Genomic DNA, 18,498 nt, shown 5'->3' with positions numbered 1-18,498 from the left:
CCGGTGCCCTGGGGAACCCTGGACTTGCCGGTGAGGTCCGGTGGGGAGCGGTCGAGGTCGCACGAGGAGGTGGCGATGGACCCCGTCGAGGCACTGGAGCGGATCGCGTTCCTCCTGGAGCGGGCCCAGGCCCCGACGTACCGTGTCCGGGCCTTCCGTACCGCCGCGGGGGTACTCGGCGGGCTGTCCTCGGCCGAGCTGCGCGAGCGGGCGGGCTCACTGGAGTCCCTGAAGGGGGTCGGCCCCAAGACGGCGCAGGTGGCGCGCGAGGCGCTGGACGGCCGGGTGCCCGGCTACCTCGCGAAGCTGCAGGACGAGGCGGACTCCCCGCTCGCCCGGGGCGGTGAACGGCTGCGGGAGCGGCTGCGCGGCGACTGCCATCTGCACTCGAACTGGTCCGACGGCGGCAGCCCGATCGAGGAGATGGGCCGGACCGCGGCGGCGCTCGGGCACGAGTGGGCGGCCCTGACCGACCACTCGCCGCGGCTGACGGTGGCCCGCGGGCTCTCCCCGGCGCGGCTGCGCGAGCAACTGGACGTGGTGGCGGAGCTGAACGCCGCCTGGGCGCCGTTCCGGCTGCTGACCGGCATCGAGTGCGACATCCTCGACGACGGCTCGCTCGACCAGGAACCGGAGCTGCTGGAGCGGCTCGACGTGGTCGTCGTGTCCGTGCACTCCAAGCTGCGGATGGACGCCCGCTCGATGACCCGCCGGATGGTCGCCGCCGTCCGCGACCCGCACGCGGACGTGCTCGGGCACTGCACCGGCCGGCTGCTGACCGGGCGGGGGCGGCCGGAGTCGGCGTTCGACGCGGACGCGGTGTTCGCCGCCTGCGCGGAGTCCGGCACGGCCGTGGAGATCAACAGCCGCCCGGAGCGGCTCGACCCGCCGCGGCGGCTGCTGCGCCGTGCGGTGGCGGCCGGCGTGCTGTTCTCGATCGACACGGACGCGCACGCGCCGGGTCAGCTGGACTGGCAGATCCACGGGTGCGCCCGGGCCGAGGAGTGCGGGGTGCCCCCGGAGCGCGTGGTGACGACCTGGACCCTGGACGAGCTGCTGGCCTGGACGCGTGAGGGCCGTACGCCGGCCGGAGTGGCGAGCCGCTGACGTGGTACCCGCCCGCCGATCCACGGGCCGGATCCACGGGCCGGATCCACGGGCCGGAAAGCGACCAGGAGGGAACAGCGCATGGAACGGGCGGCCGTGTTCGACGTCGACGGGACCCTCGTCGACACCAATCACCTGCACGTGACCACCTGGTGGGAGGCGTTCCGGCAGGCGGGGCACCGGGTGCCGATGCACGCCGTCCACCGTGCCGTGGGCCTGGCGTCGGGCGACCTCGTCGCACGGCTGCTCGGCGAGGACCGGGACAAGGAGCGGGACGCGGAGCTGAGCGCCGCGCACAAGGCACTGTACGGACAGTACTTCGACCGGCTGCCGGCGCTGCCGGGCGCCGGGGACCTGCTGCGCCGCCTGGCCGCGGACGGCTGGAAGGTGGTGCTCGCCACCTCTGCCGGCGGGCCGGAGCTGGGCGCCCTGCGGCGCGCGATCGACGCCGACGACGCGATCGACGCCACCGCGAGCGCCGACGACGTGGACGCGGGCAAGCCCGCCCCGGAGCCGGTCGAGCACGCCCTGGAGCTGGCCGGGGTACCGGCCGGGCGGGCCGTCTTCGTCGGCGACACCGTGTGGGACATGCGCGCGGGCAGCCGCGCCGGAGTGCGGTGCGTGGGCGTGCTGTGCGGCGGTCTGCCCCGCGCCGACCTGGAGGAGGCGGGAGCACAGGCGGTCTACGCCGGCCCGGCCGACCTGCTGGCCTCGCTGCGCGGGAGCCCGCTGGCATGAGGCGCCGGTCCCTGCCCCGCACGCCCCGACCGCGATCCCCTCGCCCGCCCCGCCCACCGGGCACCGGGACGGTTCCGCCGCTCGCGCGGACGTCCGGCACCGCATGAGCGCGGTGGCACACGCCCTCCGGGAGGCACTCCGGGGACGGCGGCCCGCGGCCGCGGTGTGGTGGGAGGCGTGTGCCGTCGGACGGGCCGTCCGCGCCGCCTGGCGGGGGCCGGGGCGCGAACGCGACCTGGTCGTGCAGTCGCTCAAGGCCGCGGGCGCGGCGCTGATCGCCTGGACCGTGGCGGGCGTCTGGCTGGGCGACCCGATGGCGCTGATGGCGCCCTGGGTGGCGCTGGTCCTGGTGCAGGCCACCGTCTACAGCTCGGTGCGGCAGGCCGGGCAGCAGTTCGCGGCGATCTGCGCGGGCGCGCTGCTGGCGTCCGCGGCGCAGGCGATCACGGACGACAACACGGGGGCGCTGGTGCTGTCGCTGCCGGTGCTGATGCTGGTGGCGAACTGGTCGCGGTTCGGCGGGCAGGGCATCTACGCGGCCACCACGGCGGTGTTCGTCCTGGCCTCCGGCACGGCGGTCTCGGCCGCCGCGGTCGGTCACCGGGTGGGGCAGGCGGCGCTCGGGGCGGTCATCGGCGTGGCGGTCAACGCCCTGGTGCTGCCGCCGATCCACCTGCGGGACGTGCGGGAGAACCTCGCGGCGCTGGCCCGGGAGGCGGGCGACCTCCTGCACTCCGTCGCCGCCGACCTGCGGGAGACCCAGTGGGACGCGCAGAGCGCGGCCGGCTGGTCCAGTGACGCGGCACGGCTGGAGCGGCGGCTGGGGGCGCTGTACTGCGCCCGGTCGTGGAGCCGGGAGAGCCTGCGGCTGACCTCGGGCCGGCTGCGGCGACTGCACCGCGGGCCCACCGTCGTGCCGCCGGAGGACGAGGACCGGCGGTGGAGCCGGGTCACCGGGAACCTCGGCGCGCTGACCCGGACCCTGGCGGTGGCGGCCGACGAGCACCGGACGCCCGCACCGCCCGAGGGTCCGGTCCTGGACCTGTACGCGCGCCTGCTGCGGCTGATCGGCGACGCCTGTCACACCGAGGCGGACCGGTGGGCGGGCGAGCGGGCCGAGGCCGATCCGGTGACGGCCACCGAGGAGACGATGGAGGAGCTGCACCAGCGGCTCCAGGAGGGGCTGCGGGAGCACGCCGGGCAGGGCGCCGCCCGGACCGCGGTGCTCGGCACGCTGCTGCTGCAGGCGGAGAACCTGTGGGCCGAGATCGTGCCCGAGCCCCGCGAGTCCACCGAGCAGTGACGCACATCACCCCAAACCACGACAGACGGTGGAACACCGGCCGTTGGTTCGCCGTTGAACAGGGCGTGGGTACGGACGGGACAGTGTCCCCGGGCCCCACCTATTGCCCACAGGGACGATCGTTCGGCTGAAGCCCTGTGGAGCCTTTCGCCGAGAGGCGACCGCCGTCCGTATCCACCTCGTACCGCCCCGATCGTGATTCCCCCGTCGCGGTCGGGGCTTCTCCTTGCGTGCCCTTCCCCGGCCGCGGGTACCCGGTGCTCTCCGCACGGGCAGGCGGCCGAGAGGAGCACAGGGTGAGCAGCGCAACGGGCAGCAAGATCGTGGTCACGGGTGCCACGGGCAACGTGGGCACCAGTGTGGTGCGGCTTCTCCGTGAGGATCCGGAGGTGGGGACCGTGCTGGGGCTGGCCCGGCGGATCCCCGACCGGTCGCCCGCGAAGACGCAGTGGGCCGCGGTCGACCTGGCCTCGGAGCAGAGCGACCTGACGGGCCACTTCGCGGGCGCCGACGCGGTGGTCCATCTGGCCTGGGCGTTCCAGCCGACGCACGACCCGGCGACGACCTGGCGCACGAACGTGCTCGGCTCCATCCGGGTGTTCGAGGCGGTGGCCGCGGCCGGCGTGCCGGCGCTGGTGCACGCCTCGTCGGTCGGCGCGTACTCGCCGGGGCCGAAGATTCACGCGGTGGACGAGTCCTGGCCGACGCACGGCTGGCCGGACGCCGCGTACTGCCGGGAGAAGGCCTATCTGGAACGGGCCCTGGACACGTTCGAACGCGATCACCCGGGAATCCGGGTGGTGCGGATGCGGCCGGCCTTCCTCTTCAAGCGGGAGTCGGCCAGCGAGCAGCGCCGGATCTTCGGCGGCCGGTTCCTGCCGGGTCCGGCGGCTCGTCCGGAGCTGCTCCCGTTCCTGCCGGACGTTCCCGGTCTGCGGGTGCAGGCCCTGCACACGGACGACGCGGCCCGGGCCTACCGGCTGGCGGTGCGCTCCGCGGGCGCCCGGGGCGCGTTCAACCTGGCGGCCGAGCCGCCGGTGGACGCCGAACTGCTCGGCGAGCTGCTCGGGGTGCGTCCGGTGCGCCTGCCGCGCACCGCGGCCCGCTCGGCGATCGCGGCCGCGTGGGGGCTGCGGCTGCTGCCCGCCTCACCGCACCTGTTCGACGCGGTGCTGCGGCTGCCGGTCATGGACTGCACACGGGCGCGGGTGGAGCTGGGCTGGCACGCGACGCGCACCGCCACCGAAGTGCTGGAGGAGTTCCTGCGGGGACTGCGGCAGGGCGCGGGGGCGGACACGGAGCCGATGCGCGGACGCGAGGTCGGCTGAGCCGCGCGGGCCGGGCCTCAGCCGGAGGACTCGTCGGGCACCGGGTGCTCGGGGTGTACGGCGGCCGAGTGCGGTGCACCCTGCCGGCCCGTGCCCGCCTCGTCGGTGTCGGGTACGTCGGGCACGGGCCCCGTCTCCGCGTCACCGGCGCTCTCCGCGTCGTCCTCGGGCCGTTCGCCGTCCGGGCCCTGCCGGTGCTCGCTCTGCTCGCGGGTGGGCGAGGCGGCCTCCCACGGGTCGTCGTGGTCGCCGGCCTGCTGGTCGGGCATGTCGCGCGGGACGGGGGCACCGTTCTCACCCGGTCCTTCGTGGCGGTGTTCGGACACGGCGCGCTCCCTTCCCGTGGGTCTCGGAGCGACGTCGGGTACCTCCGCGGCGACCGGCGAAACCTCAGTGCGGTGCCCGGTCCTCGAGCGCCGTGCGCCAGGCCGGGACCGGGTACTCGGGGGCCGGTTCGGGGCGTCTGCCGCCCCGTGCGAAGAAGTCGGCCAGGGGCAGGATCGCGGCGCCGACGGTGACGGCGTCCGGGCCGAGCCGCCCCAGCTCGACCGTCACCTTCCGGGCGGGATGACGCAGCGCGTACGACACGGCGTGGCGCCGTACGGCGGGCAGGAAACGGGCGCCGAGCTGGAGGCCGGCCCAGCCGCCGATGAGGATGCGCTCCGGCTGGAAGAGGTTGATCAGGTCGGACAGGCCCGCGCCCAGGTACTCGGCGGTCTCCTCCAGGACGGCGAGCGCCACCGGGTCGGCCGCCGCGCCGTCGGCCGGGTAGGCGGCGGCGAGCATCGCGGTGAGGGCGGTCTCCTCGTCGGTGCCCTCGGGCACCCGGCCGCCCTCCTCCCGCCAGCGGGCCAGCAGCGACTCCGCACCGGCGTACGCCTCCAGGCAGCCGAGTGCTCCGCAGCGGCAGCGGCGGCCCCTGACCCGGACCGTCAGGTGGCCCCATTCGACCGCCCGCCCCTGCTCGGCCTCGGGGGTGACGAGGCTGGCGCCGACACCGGAGCCGAAGAGGACCACGACCGCGTTGCGGGCACCGCGGCCCGCGCCGAACCACATCTCGGCCTGGCCGAGGGTCTTGGCGCCGTTGTCGATGAGGAAGGGGACGGTGTCGGGCAGTGGTGAACCGGCACGGAGCAGGGCCTCCAGCGGGACCGCGTCCCAGCCGACGGTCTGGCCGTGCACCACGGCACCGCGGTCGGCGGTGTGCTCGACGATGCCGGGGACCCCGATCCCGGCGCCGAGCAGCCGCTCGGGCGGGAGTCCCGCCGTGGCCAGCACCTCGGCGATGCCGTCGCGGACGTGTCCGACGACGACGTCGACGTCGTGCCGCTGCGGGGCCAGCGGGCGTTCGGCGCGGGCGAGTTCGGTGAGCGTGAGGTCGAACAGCTCGACCCGCACCCGGGTCTCGCCGACGTCCACGCCGATCATGTGCCCGCTGGCGGGGGCCACCCGCAGCAGGGTGCGCGGCCTGCCGCCGTCGGAGTCGACGCTGCCGGCCTCCTCCACCAGTCCGTCGGCGACCAGGTCGGCGACCACGTTGCTGACGGAACCCGAACTGAGGCCGGTCGCCGGACCCAGCTCGAAGCGGCTGAGCGGTCCGTCGAAGTAGAGCCGTTGCAGCACGGCCGTACGGTTGGCCCTCCTGAGGTCGCGCACCGTGCGCCCGTTCCGCCCCGCCATGTGGCTCCTCCCGTACCGTGCCCGGTCTGCAAGATACCTCCGCCGCGGGACCGTACGCGACTTCCCTTTGTGCTTAATTCATGCTATGAACTCACCTCCCCGAAATCCGGTGGCGACTCCGCCCGTAGGCTATCTACGCTAGGCGGAAACCTAGAGATCCTAGGTTCCTTTGACCCAGGGGAGGCTCCCATGAGAGCACTCGACGAGCAGGACGTCCGCACCTCCTTCATCAACTGCTCGAAGGGCGAGGCCAAGCGCCTGGCCGTCCCCCGCGACCTGGACGAGCGTCCCTGGGACGATCTCGACTTCCTCGGCTGGCGGGATCCCGGGGCGCCCGACCGCAGCTACCTGGTCGCCGACCTCGACGGGCGCCCCACCGGTGTGGCGCTGCGCTTCCAGCCGGCCCGGAGCGGCTACTTCCAGCGCAGCATGTGCGCGCTGTGCCTGACCACCCACCCCCGGGGCGGCGTGGCCCTGATGGCGGCGCGCAAGGCCGGAGCAGCCGGCCGCGAGGGCAACTCGGTCGGTCTGTACATGTGCACCGATCTCGCCTGTTCGCTGTATCTGCGGGGCAAGAAGGTGTCGCAGAGCGGGGCCCGCTTCGAGGAGAGCCTCACCCTGGAGGAACAGGTCGCCCGGACGCTGGGCAATCTGTCCGCGTTCGTCGCCAAGGTGACCGGCTGACCCGTCCGGCGGCGCCCGGCGCGTGAGCGGGGCCCGGCCGCCCGGGTCCGGCTACCGTCCTGATCGGACACGTTCGAGGCGCCTGCGGAAGGGAACAGCCCGAGGATGCGGGATGTGCTTGAGGCCGCGAGGACGGCTCTGCGGCGGGTGAAGTGGCTGCGGGACCCCATGGTCGTGCAGGCCCTGCGCTCCGCCGCCGCGGCTTCGATCGCCTATGTCATCGCGGTGCGGCTGACCCCCGACAAGTCGGCGGCGCCGCTCACCGCGCCGCTGACCGCGCTGCTGGTCGTCCAGGTCACCCTGTACGCCACGCTGAAGATGAGCTTCCGCCGGGTGAACGCCGTGGTCGCGGGTGTCCTGGTCGCCATCGCCTTCAGCCAGCTGGTCGGGCTGAGCTGGTGGAGCCTGGCCCTGATCATCGTGGCGGCGCTGGGTGTCGGGCACCTGGTGCGCGCCGAGGAGTTCACCGCCGAGGTGGCGATCAGCGCGATGCTGGTGCTCGGCGTCACCTCGCACGGGAGCCTGGCCTGGGCCCGGGTGGTGGAGACGTTGATCGGGGCGATCGTCGGCCTCGTCTTCAACCTGATCCTCGCGCCTCCGGTGTGGGTGGAGCAGGCCGGGGAGTCCGTCGTGGGGCTGGCCCGGCAGGTGCGCCAACTGCTGCTGCGCATGGGCGAGGAGGCGGCCGGCAGCACGCCGTTCCACGAGGCGGCGGCCCGGCTGCACGAGGCCCGCCGGCTCGACCACGACATCGGCGAGGTGGACGAGGACCTGCGCCAGGCCGAGGACAGCCTGCGGTTCAATCCCCGGGTGCGCGAGGGGCTGCTCCACCGGGTCGTGCTCCGTACCGGCCTGGACACCCTGGAGATCTGCACGGTGGTCATGCGGGTCCTCGCGCGCAGCTTCACCGACCTCGCCAAGGAGCGCGAGCCGGAGCCCCTGTTCGCGCCGGAGACGGGCGCCGCCGTCCAGCAGCTGCTGTCCGAGATCGCCGACGCCGTGGTCAGCTTCTCGGTGCTGGTCACCAGCAACGCCAGCGAGAACGCCGAGTCCGCGGAGGAGCGTCTGGCCGCCGAGCTGCGCCAGGCCGCGGCCACCCGGGACAGGCTGGCCGAGCTGCTGCTGGAGGAGGTCCGGCGCGACGCGACACGGTGGCAGCTGCGGGGCGCGGTGCTGGCCGAGGTGAACCGGATCATCGACGAGATGGACACCGAGCACCGCTCCCGCCGGCTCCTGGAGGAGCTGGACCGCCACACGCGCGAGCAGCGTGAGCGCATGCCGCGGCTGACCCGGCTGCGGGACCGGGCGCGGGCCGCGCTGCGCAGGCGGAACCGCGGCACCGCCGCCCGGCGTTCCCCTTGAGGAACGGCGAAGCGCGCGCGGCCGACGAAGGCGCGTGAACGGCGAATGAGGGGGCGTTCGGATGACCGACACCAGTGTGCGGATCGACGGGAACCGGCTGACGCTGCCGGGCGGGGCGACGGTCCGCTTCATACGCACCCTGCGGCTGCCCGAGACGGGCACGCATCCGCTGCCGCCCGGGCTCGGCGAGTTCCCGGTCCGCCGGGTCGCCGACTACGCCGGCAGTGTGCCCGAGGCGTGGCGGGCGCGGGGCGGCGTGATGCTGCCGGTGTACCTGCGTGAGGCCATGTGGCTGAGTTTCGCGGGCACTCGGGAGCCCGCCGCGCTTCAGGTGGGGGTGGGCAAGGTGTGCGCGGTCTCGGGCAGGCCCTGGAGCGACCGGCTGTCCCGGGATCCGCAGAACTACGTGGTCCTTCCCCGCCAGCCCTGGCTGGACGGCATCAACTCCGGTACCGGCACGGTCCGTCAGTTCGTGGCGGTGCCGCTCGGCATGGGGGCGAGTGTCGAGGGCCAGGTCACCGGCGAGGAGGTCTGGGGAGGCGTCCAGTTGCAGGCGTTCACCCTCAACGACACCGAGCTGGCCCGCTGGCGCGAGGAGGAGCGGCGCCGTGCGGAGACGGCCCGCAGGGCGGCTCGCAGGGCGGCCCGTCCGGGCGGGGCCCTCGGCGCTCCGGCACCGGCGTCGGCACCGGCCGCCCCGGGCGCGGCCCCGGCGTACGGCGGTGCGGCCCGGCCCCGGTCGGCCCCCGCCATGGGTCTCGGCGTCGGCGGCTCCATGCGCCAGGAGGTGTACCGCGACCAGCGGCCGCCGAGCGACTGGGCCGACCACCCGGCGGGCCGGGTCTTCGTACACCTGGTGACGCCGCCCGAGTGGCACCGCATCACCGGCGAGGCGCCGCCGCCCTCCCCCGTGGACCGGGCCGCGTACACCCGGGCCGGCCTGCCCTGGTACGACTACTACGACCAGGACGCCCACGACCTCGCGCCCACCGGGCCGTTGCAGGACGTGAAGCCGGTCGGGGACTGGATCGGCGACGACCACCAGCCCTGGCAGCCGCCCGCGCCCCACCAGGTCCACCCGCTGGGGGACGCGCCGGGCAAGCCGGTGCAGGACGGGGACTGGTAGCGGCGCGCGGGACGGTACGGGTGCGGGAGGGCGGCATGGACGGGGACGGCTGGAGCAGGCGGCGGCTGATCGGACTCCTCGCCCAACCGCCACCGCGGCGGCGGCACTCCCCGCGGCGGCGTGCGGCGGCCCGGCAAAGACACGGGCGCCGACCGCGGCGCCCACCGCGCCCCGGCCGGGCGCGGCCCCGGCACCTCGCCTTCCACCCCGGCGGACGCCACGCCTATGTGGCCAACGAGGTCGGCAACACCGTCGCGGTCTGCGCGTACGAGCCGGGGACGGGACGGCTGTCCGTCAGCGAGCCGCAGTCCACCGGGGCGCCACCGGGTCAGGGGTCCGGCGCCAACCACCCGGCGCAGATCCTGGTGACGTCCGACGGCGCGTACGCCTTCCTCGCCAACCGGGGGCACGACAGTCTCGCGCGGTACGCGGTGGAGGCGGAGGGTGCCCGGCTCCGGACTGCGGCGCACGGGAGAGCCCTTCGCCTCACCCGTCGCCGTCTGTGCGCTGCCGCTGTAGGGCCCGCGGGCAGGGGACGGCGCTCGCCTGCGCGAGGAGCACGTGCACCCGCTCCGTGAGCTGTGCGATCTCGTCGGCGGGCGCGTGGAACGGCAGGCGTACGTCGCCGTGGTCACGGACGCGTTCGACCCGCAGGGTCAGTCCGTGCCGGTCGACGGCGAGCGGCCGCACCCGGACCGCTCCGTGCAGGCTGTCCGGGTCGACGAGCCGGCTCAGCCGCTGCACGGCGTCGTCGTGGCAGTCGGCGAGATGGGTCAGCAGCCGCGCCTCCGCCAGGGCCAGCGGATCGGGCTCCGCGGCGGTGAACTCCTCGACGTCGACCACCACAGCGCCGGACGGCCGCCGCAGCACCACACGGGTGGGCCGGAAGGCCAGGTGCCCGTCCGTCACGGCGAACCAGCCGGCGAGCCAGAGCCGGGCCCTGATCCGGCCCCGCACCGGGACGGGCGCCACGTCGGCGAACTCCAGCACGGCGGACGGCTCTCCGCGGGGCGCGCACACCGCCGCGGCGAGCAGCGCGCTGTCCTCGGGCACGTGCAGGAGCACCCGGCCGTCGTCGGCCACGGTGTGCGCGCCGACGAACTCCTCGCGGCCGCCCTCCGCGGTTACCGCGCAGGACCAGGCGGCGGCGAGCACGGAACGGGCCTGTTCCGCCGCGCCGGGTGCGGCCGTCCAGGTGTGGCTGTCACCCATCCCAACCTCCGTTCACAATTCATTAGGTAAGGCTCACCTAACCTAGCGGAGATCGGGGGGTGCGCCAACCACGACACCCCCTCGAACCGACATCCGGACCGGTGCCGTCAGGGCGCGATGGCTCCCAGCAGCGCCCGTGCGCACAGGTCCCGCACCTGCTCGCGGGCGGGTTCCGGATCCCGCAGCCACTCCAGGCACACCGCGGTGGTGAAGGCCAGCCAGCCGCGCACCGCCAGCCGTACGTCGCCGCGCTCCTCGAAGGCCGGGCCGAACTCCGGGTCGGCGGCCAGGGCGGCGAGGATCTGCCGCTCCTGCGCGGCGAGCGCCTTGTGGTAGACGCGGCGCACCGCGCGGTCCCCCGCCGCGTCGGCGCGGTGGAAGGCGCGGTAGCCGTGCGCGTGGGCCCGGACGTACTCCAGGTAGGCGTCGAGGCCCGCGGTGAGCTGCTCACGGACCGGGACGCCGGGCACGGCCGCCGTCATCCGCAGCATGCGCTCGCTCTCGCGCTCGACGACCGCCGCGAAGAAGTCCCGCTTGTTCGGGAAGTAGTGGTACAGCAGCCCGCGGGAGACGCCGGCGATCTCGGCGACCTGCTCGATCCAGACCTCGTCGTAGGGGCTCTCCGAGAACAGCCGCGCGCCCACCGAGAGCAACTGCTCCCGGCGCTCGCCCGTGCTGAGCCGGCGGCGGATGCGCTCGCCCTGGTTCGCGGCCATGCCCCGCACCTTACTTGACGCGGGTTCAACAACGGGTCGAGACTGGACGCGTTATTGAATCCATGTACAACACGCTCGCCTCGGCTCGTGCAACACGCCGCTGCGTCAAGGGAGATCGCGTCATGGCCCAGACAGCGAGGGAACCGGCCCGGGACGGACTGCCGAAGGGCTTCCGCAGCGCCGAGCTGGGCTGGCCGGAACTGCGCCGCATCCCGCACCCCCCGTACCGGCTGCCCCTGCTCGGGGACGTCGTGGGAGCGAGCAGGCGGACCCCGATGCAGGACTCGCTGCGGTACGCGCGGCGGCTGGGGCCGATATTCCGGCGGCGGGCCTTCGGCAAGGAGTTCGTGTTCGTGTGGGGCGCGGCCCTCGCCGCCGACCTGGCGGACGAGACGCGGTTCGCCAAGCACGTGGGCCTGGGGGTGGCCAACCTGCGGCCGGTGGCCGGGGACGGGCTGTTCACGGCGTACAACCACGAGCCCAACTGGCAGCTCGCGCACGACGTGCTGGCGCCCGGCTTCAGCCGCGAGGCCATGGCCGGGTACCACGTGATGATGCTGGACGTGGCCGCGCGGCTCACCGGCCACTGGGACCTGGCCGAGCGGTCGGGCCGGGCGGTGGACGTGCCCGGCGACATGACCAAGCTGACGCTGGAGACCATCGCGCGCACCGGTTTCGGCCACGACTTCGGCTCCTTCGAACGCTCCCGCCTCCATCCCTTCGTCACCGCGATGGTGGGCACGCTCGGCTACGCGCAGCGCCTCAACACGGTGCCCGCGCCGCTCGCCCCCTGGCTGCTGCGCGACGCGAGCCGCCGCAACGCCGCCGACATCGCCCACCTCAACCGCACGGTCGACGACCTCGTCCGTGACCGCCGGGCGAACGGCGGCGGCGGTGGCGGTGACGGCGACCTGCTCGACCGGATGCTGGCGACGGCCCACCCGGAGACCGGTGAGCGGCTGTCGCCCGAGAACGTCCGCCGACAGGTCATCACCTTCCTGGTCGCCGGTCACGAGACCACCTCGGGCGCGCTCTCCTTCGCCCTGCACTACCTCGCCCAGCACCCCGAGGTCGCGGCCCGGGCCCGCGCCGAGGTGGACCGCGTGTGGGGCGGCACCGAGGCACCCGGCTACGAGCAGGTGGCCAAGCTGCGTTATGTGCGCCGGGTCCTCGACGAGTCGCTGCGGCTGTGGCCGACCGCGCCGGGATTCGCGCGCGAGGCCCGCGAGGACACGGTGCTCGGCGGCGCCCACCCGATGCGCCGCGGGGCCTGGGCGCTGGTGCTCACGGGCATGCTGCACCGCGATCCCGAGGTGTGGGGTGCGGACGCCGAGCGGTTCGACCCGGACCGCTTCGACGCGAAGGCCGTACGGTCGCGCGCCCCGCACACGTTCAAGCCGTTCGGCACGGGGGCGCGGGCGTGCATCGGGCGGCAGTTCGCGCTGCACGAGGCCACGCTGGTCCTCGGGCTGCTGCTGCGCCGCTACGAGCTGCGGCCGGAGCCCGGCTACCGGCTGCGGGTGACCGAGCGGCTGACGCTGATGCCCGAGGGGCTGCGCCTGCACCTGGTCCGGCGGACCGCGGCCGCGCCGGCGCCCGGTCGCCGCACGGCCGGCGCGGGCGGCGCGGGGGCGGCCGACGATGCCGGGGACGCCGTCTCAGCGCCCGGCTGTCCAGTGCACCGGGCGGGTGACTGAGTCCGGCAGCCTGCTGCCCGGGCCGCCCCTGGCCGCGTTGACCTGCGGCTGGGTCAGGAAGAAGGCGCCCGTCAGGTCCGCGTCGGTGAGGTCGGCGTCGCGCAGGTCCGCGCCGATCAGGTCGGCGCCCCGCAGGTCGGCGCCGGTGAGGTCGGCGGCGATGAGGTAGGCCCCGCGCAGATCGGCACCCGCGAGGTCGGCGCCCTTGAGACGGGCGCCCATCAGGTCGGCGTTGCGGCGGTTCTTCTTCCGGCCGCGGGTGCCGGCCCGGACCAGCTCGCTGGTGCGCAGCAGGAGCACGTTGACCCGCTGCCGGTGTGCGGCCACGTCGAGGGCGGCCAGCTCCTCGGGGGTCCCCCCGGCGAGGCGTTCGGTGTCGGCGAGGGCACCGCGCAGGTCGGCGTGGACCGGGCGGGCGGCGGGCAGGGTCAGCGCCTCGGTCAGGTACCAGAGCAGCTCGTGCAGGTGGCGGACGACCGGGAACACGTCGAACATGCGGCGGCTCTGCTCCGGCGGGCCCGCGCGCCAGTCCCGGCCGCCGAAGGTGAGCTGCGAGACCCGTTGCCCCGCGCCGAAGCAGTCGTAGACCGTGCAGCCGGTGAAGCCGCGCTCCCGCAGCGTCGCGTGGATGCCGCAGCGGTGGTCGGTGCGCAGGTTCGGGCAGGGCGTTCCGGCGTCCTTGTCGATCGCGAAGTCCGCCGAGCGGGCGAACGGCAGGGCCGCGCAGCACAGGCCGAAGCAGCTCGCGCAGTCGCCGCGCAGTTCCGCCCGGGCCCCCGCCTCAGTCCGGTCCGCCGTGTGTTCTCGCATGTCGTCGAGGATACGGGCCGCCGCCGCGCGGGGTCGCGGGCGGCCCCGCGCGACCGGTCAGGCCGCCAGCGCGGACACGTCCAACCCGGCCAGCCGCTCCGGGTCGGACAGGATGTACAGGCCCGTGATGAGGCCGTCGGCGACGGTGACGTAGGTGACCGACACGGGACGTCCCTCGGACACGGCGACGGTGCCCACCGCGTCGTTGACCAGGACGACGTGGGCGAGAGCGGCGAGGTGGCGGAAGTGGAAGGCCCCGGTGGCGACCGTCCGCGCTCCCCGCACCACCTTGGACGCCGCGATGCCCCGGGCCGGCGCGCCCGCGTCGGCCCGCAGCACCACGTCCGGGTGGAGGACGGACACCAGCGCCTCGAAGTCACCGGCGCGGCTGGCGGCGAGGAACGCCTCCACCACCCGGCGCTGACGGCCGAGGTCCGGCTCGGCGGCGGGGGTGGCGTCGCGCACCCGGCGCCGGGCCCGGCTGGCGAGCTGCCTGGTGGCGGCCGGGCTGCGCTCGACGACCGGCGCGATGTCGTCGAAGGGCACGGCGAACATGTCGTGCAGGACGAACGCCAGCCGCTCGGCAGGTTCCAGCCGCTCCAGCACCACCAGCAGGGCGATGCCCACCGAGTCGGTGTGCAGCGCCTCCGCCTCCGGGTCCGCCCGGGGCAGCGCCCGCAGCACGGGGTCGGGCACGAAGGAGTCGAAGCCCTCGGTCATCGGCTCCTCGCGGCGCGCGGTGCGGGAGCGCAGCAGGTCGAGGCAGATCCGGCCGGTCACGGTGGTCAGCCAGGCGCCGAGGCTGTCGATGCCGTCCGCTGCGGAGCGGTCGAGTCGCAGCCAGGCCTCCTGCACGGCGTCCTCCGCCTCGGCCAGGGAGCCGAGCATGCGGTAGGCCACCGCCTTGAGCTGCCCGCGGTGCTCCTCGAAGCGCTCCGCGAGACGCTGCTGTCCCTCCACGTCCCGTTCTCCCCGCACGTCCTGTTCTCCCCGTACGTCCTGCTCTCCCCGCACGTCGCGCTCTCCCCCCATGCCGTCTTCTCTCCGCATGCCCTGGTCCCCCGTCATGCCCTGCTCCCCCGTCATGCCGCTACCGGGCGAAGACTTCGAAGGTCACCGCCGGCCTTCCGCCGAACCGCTCCCCCGCGGCCTCGGCGAGGCCGGTGAGGAATCCGCGCACGTACGTCTCCGGGTCCTCCTCGGTCAGCACCTCGATGTACGTGCGGTGTTCGAGCAGCGAACGCACCGCGCGCTCCAGACCCGGGGTGGCGTCCACGGCGTGGGTGGGCGAGGAGGAACCGGCGACCGCGACCCAGCGCACCCCGTTCCAGGGCTCCAGGCCCTGGTCGGTCAGCTCCGGGAAGATCCACCGGTTGCCGGCGTCGGCCGCCGCGTCGAGCGTGGCGCGGCCGACGGCGACGTGGTCCGGGGTGTTCCAGGCGACGCCGCCCCAGGTGTCCCGGTGGTTCATGGTGATGACCAGTTCGGGCCGGTGGCGGCGGATCGCGGCGGCGATGTCGCGGCGCAGCGCGGTGCCGTACTCGACGACACCGTCCCGGTGGCCGAGGAACTCCACCTCGCTCACCCCGACGACGGCGGCGCTCGCCCGCTGCTCCCGCTCACGCAGCGGGGCGCACTCGGCGGGCGCCAGCGTGTCGATGCCCGCCTCGCCCCTGGTCGCGAGCACGTAGGCGACCTCGCGGCCCTCGTCGGTCCAGGCCGCGATCGCCGCCGAGCAGCCGTACTCCAGGTCGTCCGGGTGGGCCACGACGGCGAGGGCGCGGCGCCAGTCGCCGGGCATGGGCTCCAGTTGCGTGACCGTCGGCTCCGTCATGCCCGCACACTAACCCGCTCACGCCTCGTCGCGGGCGAGCGCGAGCAGCCGGTCCAGGACGCGGGGGCCGCCGGCCCGCACGCCGTCGTGCTCGAACTCGTCGGTGACCCAGGTGCGCAGGCCCCGGATCGCGCGGGCGGTGCTCAGGGCGTGGGCGGTGTCGACGTACATGTCGTCGTGGTAGACGGCCGCGGCGGCCGGCACCTCGTTGGCGGCGAGGCGGGCGGGGTCGTACAACGGGGTCCAGTCGGTGCGGGCGGCGAGCAGTCCGGCCGTCTCGCGCAGCGGACGCAGCGCCGGGTCGCAGTCGAACATCCAGGGGTGGATCGACTCGCCGGTGAACAGCAGCGGTTCGTCGCCCGCGAGGGCCTTCGCGGCGTCGAAGCGCGGGAACTCGGCGCGGACGCGCTCGGCGGACCAGTCGGTGGGCCGGGCGTCCTGGCCGTAGATGACCTCGTGGATGAGGGCGTACAGCGGGTTGGCCGCGTAGGAGAGCAGGCCCTGCGCCTGCTCCTGGAAGGCGTCGGACAGCTCGTGCCCGTTCGGGGTGCGGACGAAGGCGTCCTCCAGCAGGAAGTGCAGCCGGTGGCTGCCCTCGCTGCCGCCCAGCATGATGCCGAGGGACTGGAAGGCCTCCACGGTGAGGCGGTATCCGTTGGGCAGGACCACGTCGTGGGTCAGGAGGTGGTCGGCGATGCGGCGGGCGCGCTCGACGTCCTGCGGGTAGCGGGCGTAGTGCGCGACGACCTTGCGTTCGATGCGGGGGTAGGCGGCCCGGTAGACGTCGTCCGCGTGGGCGTCCAGGGAGGGCAGGCCGCCGGTGATCAGGGCGGCGCTCAGGCCCTCGGGGGCCAGCGACAGGTAGGCGACGGTGCAGAAGCCGCCGAAGCTCTGGCCGAGGACGGTCCAGGGGGCTCCGCCGGTGACCCGGGGGCGGATGGCCTCGCAGTCGCGGACGATGGCGTCGGCGCGGAAGTGGCCGAGGTAGTCGGCCTGCTCGGCGGGGCCGCCGCGCAGCGGGAGCGTCTGGCGGTTGGCCGGGGTGGAGGCGCCGGTGCCGCGCTGGTCCAGGAGCAGGACGCGGTACTCCTTCAGGGCACGGCCGAACCACGCGGGCCGGCCGATGAAACGGTTCGCCCCGAAGCCCGGCCCACCCTGGAGGTAGACCAGCCAGGGCAGATCCTTGTCGGCCTTGTCGCTCGCGACGGCCTCGCGGGCGTACAGCTCGATCGTCTCCCCGGTGGGGTCGGCGTGATCGAGGGGCACGGTGAAACGGCGGTCGGTGAGGACGACGCCTGGCTGGCGGTAGCTGACGCTCAAGGGGTCTCCCGGGGCGGACGGATCTGGCGGCCGATTCTTTCGGCCGCGTCCCAGTTCAGCACACCGTCCTGCGGCCGCCGACCCCCGGGATCATGAAATCGTACGGAAGGATCTACTGAACGGCCGATCAGCGTGCGGCAAGGCTGGAGCGCCGCACCACCAGCTCCGGCTGGAGGACGACCCGCCGGTGCGGGTGGGGCCGGTCCGTGCCCTCCAGCTCGGTCTCCTCCAGGAGCAGCTCGGCGGCCATGGCGCCCATGGTGACGGCGGGCTGGCGCACGGAGGTGAGCGGGACCGCCGCGGCGGCGGCGAACTCGATGTCGTCGTAGCCCACGATCGCGAGGTCGTCGGGGACGCCGACCCCGGCGGCGTACATGGCCTGCAGGACGCCGAGGGCGAGCAGGTCGTTGGCACAGAAGACGGCGGTCGGCCGCTCGGCGAGACCCAGCAGGCGGGCGCCGGCGTCGCGGCCCGCGGCGACGTCGAGGCGCTCGGTGGGCAGTTCGCGCAGCGCGGCGGGGCCGAGCCCGGCCTCGGCGAGCGCGGCGAGGGCGCCGGTGCGGCGGTCGCGGACCTGGTTGAGGCCGGGCGGGCCGCTGACGTAGGCGATGGAGCGGTGTCCGGCGTCCACGAGGTGGCGTACGGCCAGCGCGCCGCCCGCGACGTCGTCGACGGAGACCGAGCACTCGGTGGTGCCCTCGGCGACACGGTCGACGAGCACGAAGGGGATGTTGTGGCGCCTGAAGCCCTCGATGTTGCGGCCGGTGGCGTCGGCGGGGGTGAGCAGGACGCCCCGGACCCGCTGCTCGGCGAAGAGCGAGAGGTACTCGGCCTCCTCGCCCGGGTTCTGCGCGCTGTTGCAGACCATCACGCCGAGCCCGGCCTCGCGGGCGGCCCGCTCGGCACCGCGGGCGACGTCGACGAAGAAGGGGTTGCCCATGTCCAGGACGAGGAGCCCCATGATGCGGCTGCGGCCGGCGCGCAGCTGGCGCGCGGACTCGCTGCGGACGTAGCCCAGCCGGTCGATCGCGGACAGCACCCGCGCCCGGGTCTCGGTCGCGACGGTGCCGGGGCGGTTGATGACGTTGGAGACCGTGCCCACGGAAACTCCGGCGGCGCGGGCGACGTCCTTGATACCCACGGAATGGGCCATCGGGCAGGGACCTCCGAGGTCGAGGGGGTGTGGGGGCGGCCGCGGGACCTTCACACAGTACCCGGGCCACCCCGGTACGGCGCCCGTCAGGCGAGGTGGAACACCTCGGTGAGGGGCTTCATCGCCTCGTCGGGACGGGCCCCGTCGAGGGACTCGAACAGCGGGCCCATCTCCGCCTGCCAGCGGGCGTTGACCTCGGTTGCCTCCATGCCGTCCCGGGCGGCGGCGAAGTCCTCGGTCTCCAGGTAGCCGACGAGCAGGCCGTCGTCGCGCAGGAAGAGCGAGTAGTTGTGCCAGCCGGTGGCGGAGAGCGCCTCGCACATCTCGGGCCACACGGCGGCGTGGCGTTCGCGGTACTCCGCGATGCGGTCCCTTCGGACCTTGAGCAGGAAACAGACGCGCTGCATGGACTGCCGCTCCCGTACGTT

18 protein-coding genes and 1 pseudogene are annotated in these 18,498 nt (G+C 74.6%); 9 read left to right on the top strand and 10 right to left on the bottom strand.

Annotation, left to right across the window (positions count from 1 at the left end; translation table 11 throughout):
• Positions 1 to 75 precede the first annotated feature (75 nt).
• The 4 genes from ACFV9J_RS21775 to ACFV9J_RS21760 all read left to right on the top strand — a co-directional run bounded on the left by ACFV9J_RS21775 (position 76) and on the right by ACFV9J_RS21760 (position 4,476).
• Entirely contained in the window at positions 76 to 1,107 is a 1,032-nt protein-coding gene (locus tag ACFV9J_RS21775; RefSeq protein ID WP_385356453.1) for a PHP domain-containing protein, read from the top strand.
• A gap of 81 nt (positions 1,108 to 1,188) precedes the next feature.
• Entirely contained in the window at positions 1,189 to 1,845 is a 657-nt protein-coding gene (locus tag ACFV9J_RS21770; protein WP_385356451.1) for an HAD family hydrolase, read from the top strand.
• Positions 1,846 to 1,948: 103 nt separating this feature from the next.
• Positions 1,949 to 3,148, top strand: a complete 1,200-nt coding sequence (locus ACFV9J_RS21765) for an aromatic acid exporter family protein (RefSeq protein WP_385356449.1) — start codon at positions 1,949 to 1,951, stop codon at positions 3,146 to 3,148.
• Positions 3,149 to 3,444: 296 nt separating this feature from the next.
• Positions 3,445 to 4,476, top strand: coding sequence for an SDR family oxidoreductase (locus ACFV9J_RS21760; protein ID WP_385356447.1), 1,032 nt, complete (start codon positions 3,445 to 3,447; stop codon positions 4,474 to 4,476).
• Between the two features lie 17 nt (positions 4,477 to 4,493).
• Here ACFV9J_RS21760 and ACFV9J_RS21755 read toward each other — a convergent pair whose 3' ends face one another.
• Both ACFV9J_RS21755 and ACFV9J_RS21750 read right to left on the bottom strand, forming a co-directional pair.
• The gene (locus ACFV9J_RS21755; protein WP_385356445.1) at positions 4,494 to 4,802 is read right to left on the bottom strand and encodes a hypothetical protein; all 309 of its coding nucleotides are present in this window, start codon (positions 4,800 to 4,802) and stop codon (positions 4,494 to 4,496) included.
• Positions 4,803 to 4,866: 64 nt separating this feature from the next.
• Positions 4,867 to 6,156, bottom strand: a complete 1,290-nt coding sequence (locus ACFV9J_RS21750) for an ROK family protein (RefSeq protein ID WP_385356444.1) — start codon at positions 6,154 to 6,156, stop codon at positions 4,867 to 4,869.
• Between the two features lie 189 nt (positions 6,157 to 6,345).
• Here ACFV9J_RS21750 and ACFV9J_RS21745 point away from each other — a divergent pair, with 189 nt between their 5' ends.
• From ACFV9J_RS21745 to ACFV9J_RS21730, 4 genes and pseudogenes are all read left to right on the top strand, one after another.
• Positions 6,346 to 6,840, top strand: a complete 495-nt coding sequence (locus ACFV9J_RS21745) for an FBP domain-containing protein (protein ID WP_385356442.1) — start codon at positions 6,346 to 6,348, stop codon at positions 6,838 to 6,840.
• A gap of 105 nt (positions 6,841 to 6,945) precedes the next feature.
• Positions 6,946 to 8,202, top strand: a complete 1,257-nt coding sequence (locus ACFV9J_RS21740; RefSeq protein ID WP_385356441.1) for an aromatic acid exporter family protein — start codon at positions 6,946 to 6,948, stop codon at positions 8,200 to 8,202.
• A gap of 61 nt (positions 8,203 to 8,263) precedes the next feature.
• Positions 8,264 to 9,328 carry a hypothetical protein gene (locus tag ACFV9J_RS21735; protein ID WP_385356440.1) on the top strand — a complete coding sequence of 355 codons (1,065 nt, stop codon included), beginning with the start codon at positions 8,264 to 8,266 and terminating at the stop codon, positions 9,326 to 9,328.
• Between the two features lie 155 nt (positions 9,329 to 9,483).
• Positions 9,484 to 9,847, top strand: a pseudogene (locus tag ACFV9J_RS21730) (beta-propeller fold lactonase family protein); the annotation flags it as partial.
• Here ACFV9J_RS21730 and ACFV9J_RS21725 read toward each other — a convergent pair.
• Positions 9,815 to 10,540 carry a DUF2470 domain-containing protein gene (locus ACFV9J_RS21725; RefSeq protein WP_385356439.1) on the bottom strand — a complete coding sequence of 242 codons (726 nt, stop codon included), beginning with the start codon at positions 10,538 to 10,540 and terminating at the stop codon, positions 9,815 to 9,817. The pseudogene ACFV9J_RS21730 and the gene ACFV9J_RS21725 overlap by 33 nt on opposite strands.
• A 107-nt stretch (positions 10,541 to 10,647) precedes the next feature.
• Complete coding sequence (locus ACFV9J_RS21720; protein ID WP_385356437.1) at positions 10,648 to 11,256, bottom strand: TetR/AcrR family transcriptional regulator; 609 nt, start codon at positions 11,254 to 11,256, stop codon at positions 10,648 to 10,650.
• A gap of 122 nt (positions 11,257 to 11,378) precedes the next feature.
• Between ACFV9J_RS21720 and ACFV9J_RS21715 the strand changes: the two genes are divergently transcribed.
• Positions 11,379 to 12,953: a cytochrome P450 gene (locus ACFV9J_RS21715; RefSeq protein WP_385356435.1), complete on the top strand. Its 1,575-nt coding sequence runs from the start codon at positions 11,379 to 11,381 to the stop codon at positions 12,951 to 12,953.
• Here the strand turns inward: ACFV9J_RS21715 and ACFV9J_RS21710 are convergent.
• The 6 genes from ACFV9J_RS21710 to ACFV9J_RS21685 all read right to left on the bottom strand — a co-directional run bounded on the left by ACFV9J_RS21710 (position 12,915) and on the right by ACFV9J_RS21685 (position 18,477).
• Positions 12,915 to 13,763, bottom strand: a complete 849-nt coding sequence (locus ACFV9J_RS21710; RefSeq protein WP_385356434.1) for a pentapeptide repeat-containing protein — start codon at positions 13,761 to 13,763, stop codon at positions 12,915 to 12,917. The genes ACFV9J_RS21715 and ACFV9J_RS21710 overlap by 39 nt on opposite strands.
• 57 nt (positions 13,764 to 13,820) lie before the next feature.
• The gene (locus ACFV9J_RS21705; protein WP_385356638.1) at positions 13,821 to 14,795 is read right to left on the bottom strand and encodes a sigma-70 family RNA polymerase sigma factor; all 975 of its coding nucleotides are present in this window, start codon (positions 14,793 to 14,795) and stop codon (positions 13,821 to 13,823) included.
• A 58-nt stretch (positions 14,796 to 14,853) separates the two neighbouring features.
• Entirely contained in the window at positions 14,854 to 15,597 is a 744-nt protein-coding gene (locus tag ACFV9J_RS21700; protein WP_385356432.1) for a PIG-L deacetylase family protein, read from the bottom strand.
• Positions 15,598 to 15,615: 18 nt separating this feature from the next.
• Positions 15,616 to 16,917 (bottom strand): alpha/beta fold hydrolase, encoded by a 1,302-nt coding sequence (locus ACFV9J_RS21695; RefSeq protein WP_385356430.1) that lies wholly within the window; start codon positions 16,915 to 16,917, stop codon positions 15,616 to 15,618.
• A 127-nt stretch (positions 16,918 to 17,044) separates the two neighbouring features.
• A complete protein-coding gene (locus ACFV9J_RS21690) occupies positions 17,045 to 18,070 on the bottom strand; it encodes a LacI family DNA-binding transcriptional regulator (RefSeq protein WP_385356428.1) in 1,026 nt (341 codons plus the stop codon).
• 86 nt (positions 18,071 to 18,156) lie between these two features.
• Complete coding sequence (locus ACFV9J_RS21685; protein ID WP_356856219.1) at positions 18,157 to 18,477, bottom strand: L-rhamnose mutarotase; 321 nt, start codon at positions 18,475 to 18,477, stop codon at positions 18,157 to 18,159.
• Between the last annotated feature and the right edge of the window lie 21 nt (positions 18,478 to 18,498).

The sequence above is a fragment of the Streptomyces sp. NPDC059906 genome, from assembly GCF_042730645.1.
GTDB lineage: Bacteria > Actinomycetota > Actinomycetes > Streptomycetales > Streptomycetaceae > Streptomyces > Streptomyces rubrogriseus.
This window is presented reverse-complemented; position numbering and strand designations above follow the sequence as displayed.

Coding starts and splice junctions, on each gene's coding strand:
- ACFV9J_RS21775 (WP_385356453.1), top strand. CDS start 76: ATGGACCCCGTCGAGGCACTGGAGCGGATCGCGTTCCTCCTGGAGCGG.
- ACFV9J_RS21770 (WP_385356451.1), top strand. CDS start 1,189: ATGGAACGGGCGGCCGTGTTCGACGTCGACGGGACCCTCGTCGACACC.
- ACFV9J_RS21765 (WP_385356449.1), top strand. CDS start 1,949: ATGAGCGCGGTGGCACACGCCCTCCGGGAGGCACTCCGGGGACGGCGG.
- ACFV9J_RS21750 (WP_385356444.1), bottom strand. CDS start 6,156: ATGGCGGGGCGGAACGGGCGCACGGTGCGCGACCTCAGGAGGGCCAAC.
- ACFV9J_RS21745 (WP_385356442.1), top strand. CDS start 6,346: ATGAGAGCACTCGACGAGCAGGACGTCCGCACCTCCTTCATCAACTGC.
- ACFV9J_RS21740 (WP_385356441.1), top strand. CDS start 6,946: ATGCGGGATGTGCTTGAGGCCGCGAGGACGGCTCTGCGGCGGGTGAAG.
- ACFV9J_RS21735 (WP_385356440.1), top strand. CDS start 8,264: ATGACCGACACCAGTGTGCGGATCGACGGGAACCGGCTGACGCTGCCG.
- ACFV9J_RS21725 (WP_385356439.1), bottom strand. CDS start 10,540: ATGGGTGACAGCCACACCTGGACGGCCGCACCCGGCGCGGCGGAACAG.
- ACFV9J_RS21720 (WP_385356437.1), bottom strand. CDS start 11,256: ATGGCCGCGAACCAGGGCGAGCGCATCCGCCGCCGGCTCAGCACGGGC.
- ACFV9J_RS21715 (WP_385356435.1), top strand. CDS start 11,379: ATGGCCCAGACAGCGAGGGAACCGGCCCGGGACGGACTGCCGAAGGGC.
- ACFV9J_RS21710 (WP_385356434.1), bottom strand. CDS start 13,763: ATGCGAGAACACACGGCGGACCGGACTGAGGCGGGGGCCCGGGCGGAA.
- ACFV9J_RS21705 (WP_385356638.1), bottom strand. CDS start 14,795: ATGGGGGGAGAGCGCGACGTGCGGGGAGAGCAGGACGTACGGGGAGAA.
- ACFV9J_RS21700 (WP_385356432.1), bottom strand. CDS start 15,597: ATGACGGAGCCGACGGTCACGCAACTGGAGCCCATGCCCGGCGACTGG.
- ACFV9J_RS21690 (WP_385356428.1), bottom strand. CDS start 18,070: ATGGCCCATTCCGTGGGTATCAAGGACGTCGCCCGCGCCGCCGGAGTT.
- ACFV9J_RS21685 (WP_356856219.1), bottom strand. CDS start 18,477: ATGCAGCGCGTCTGTTTCCTGCTCAAGGTCCGAAGGGACCGCATCGCG.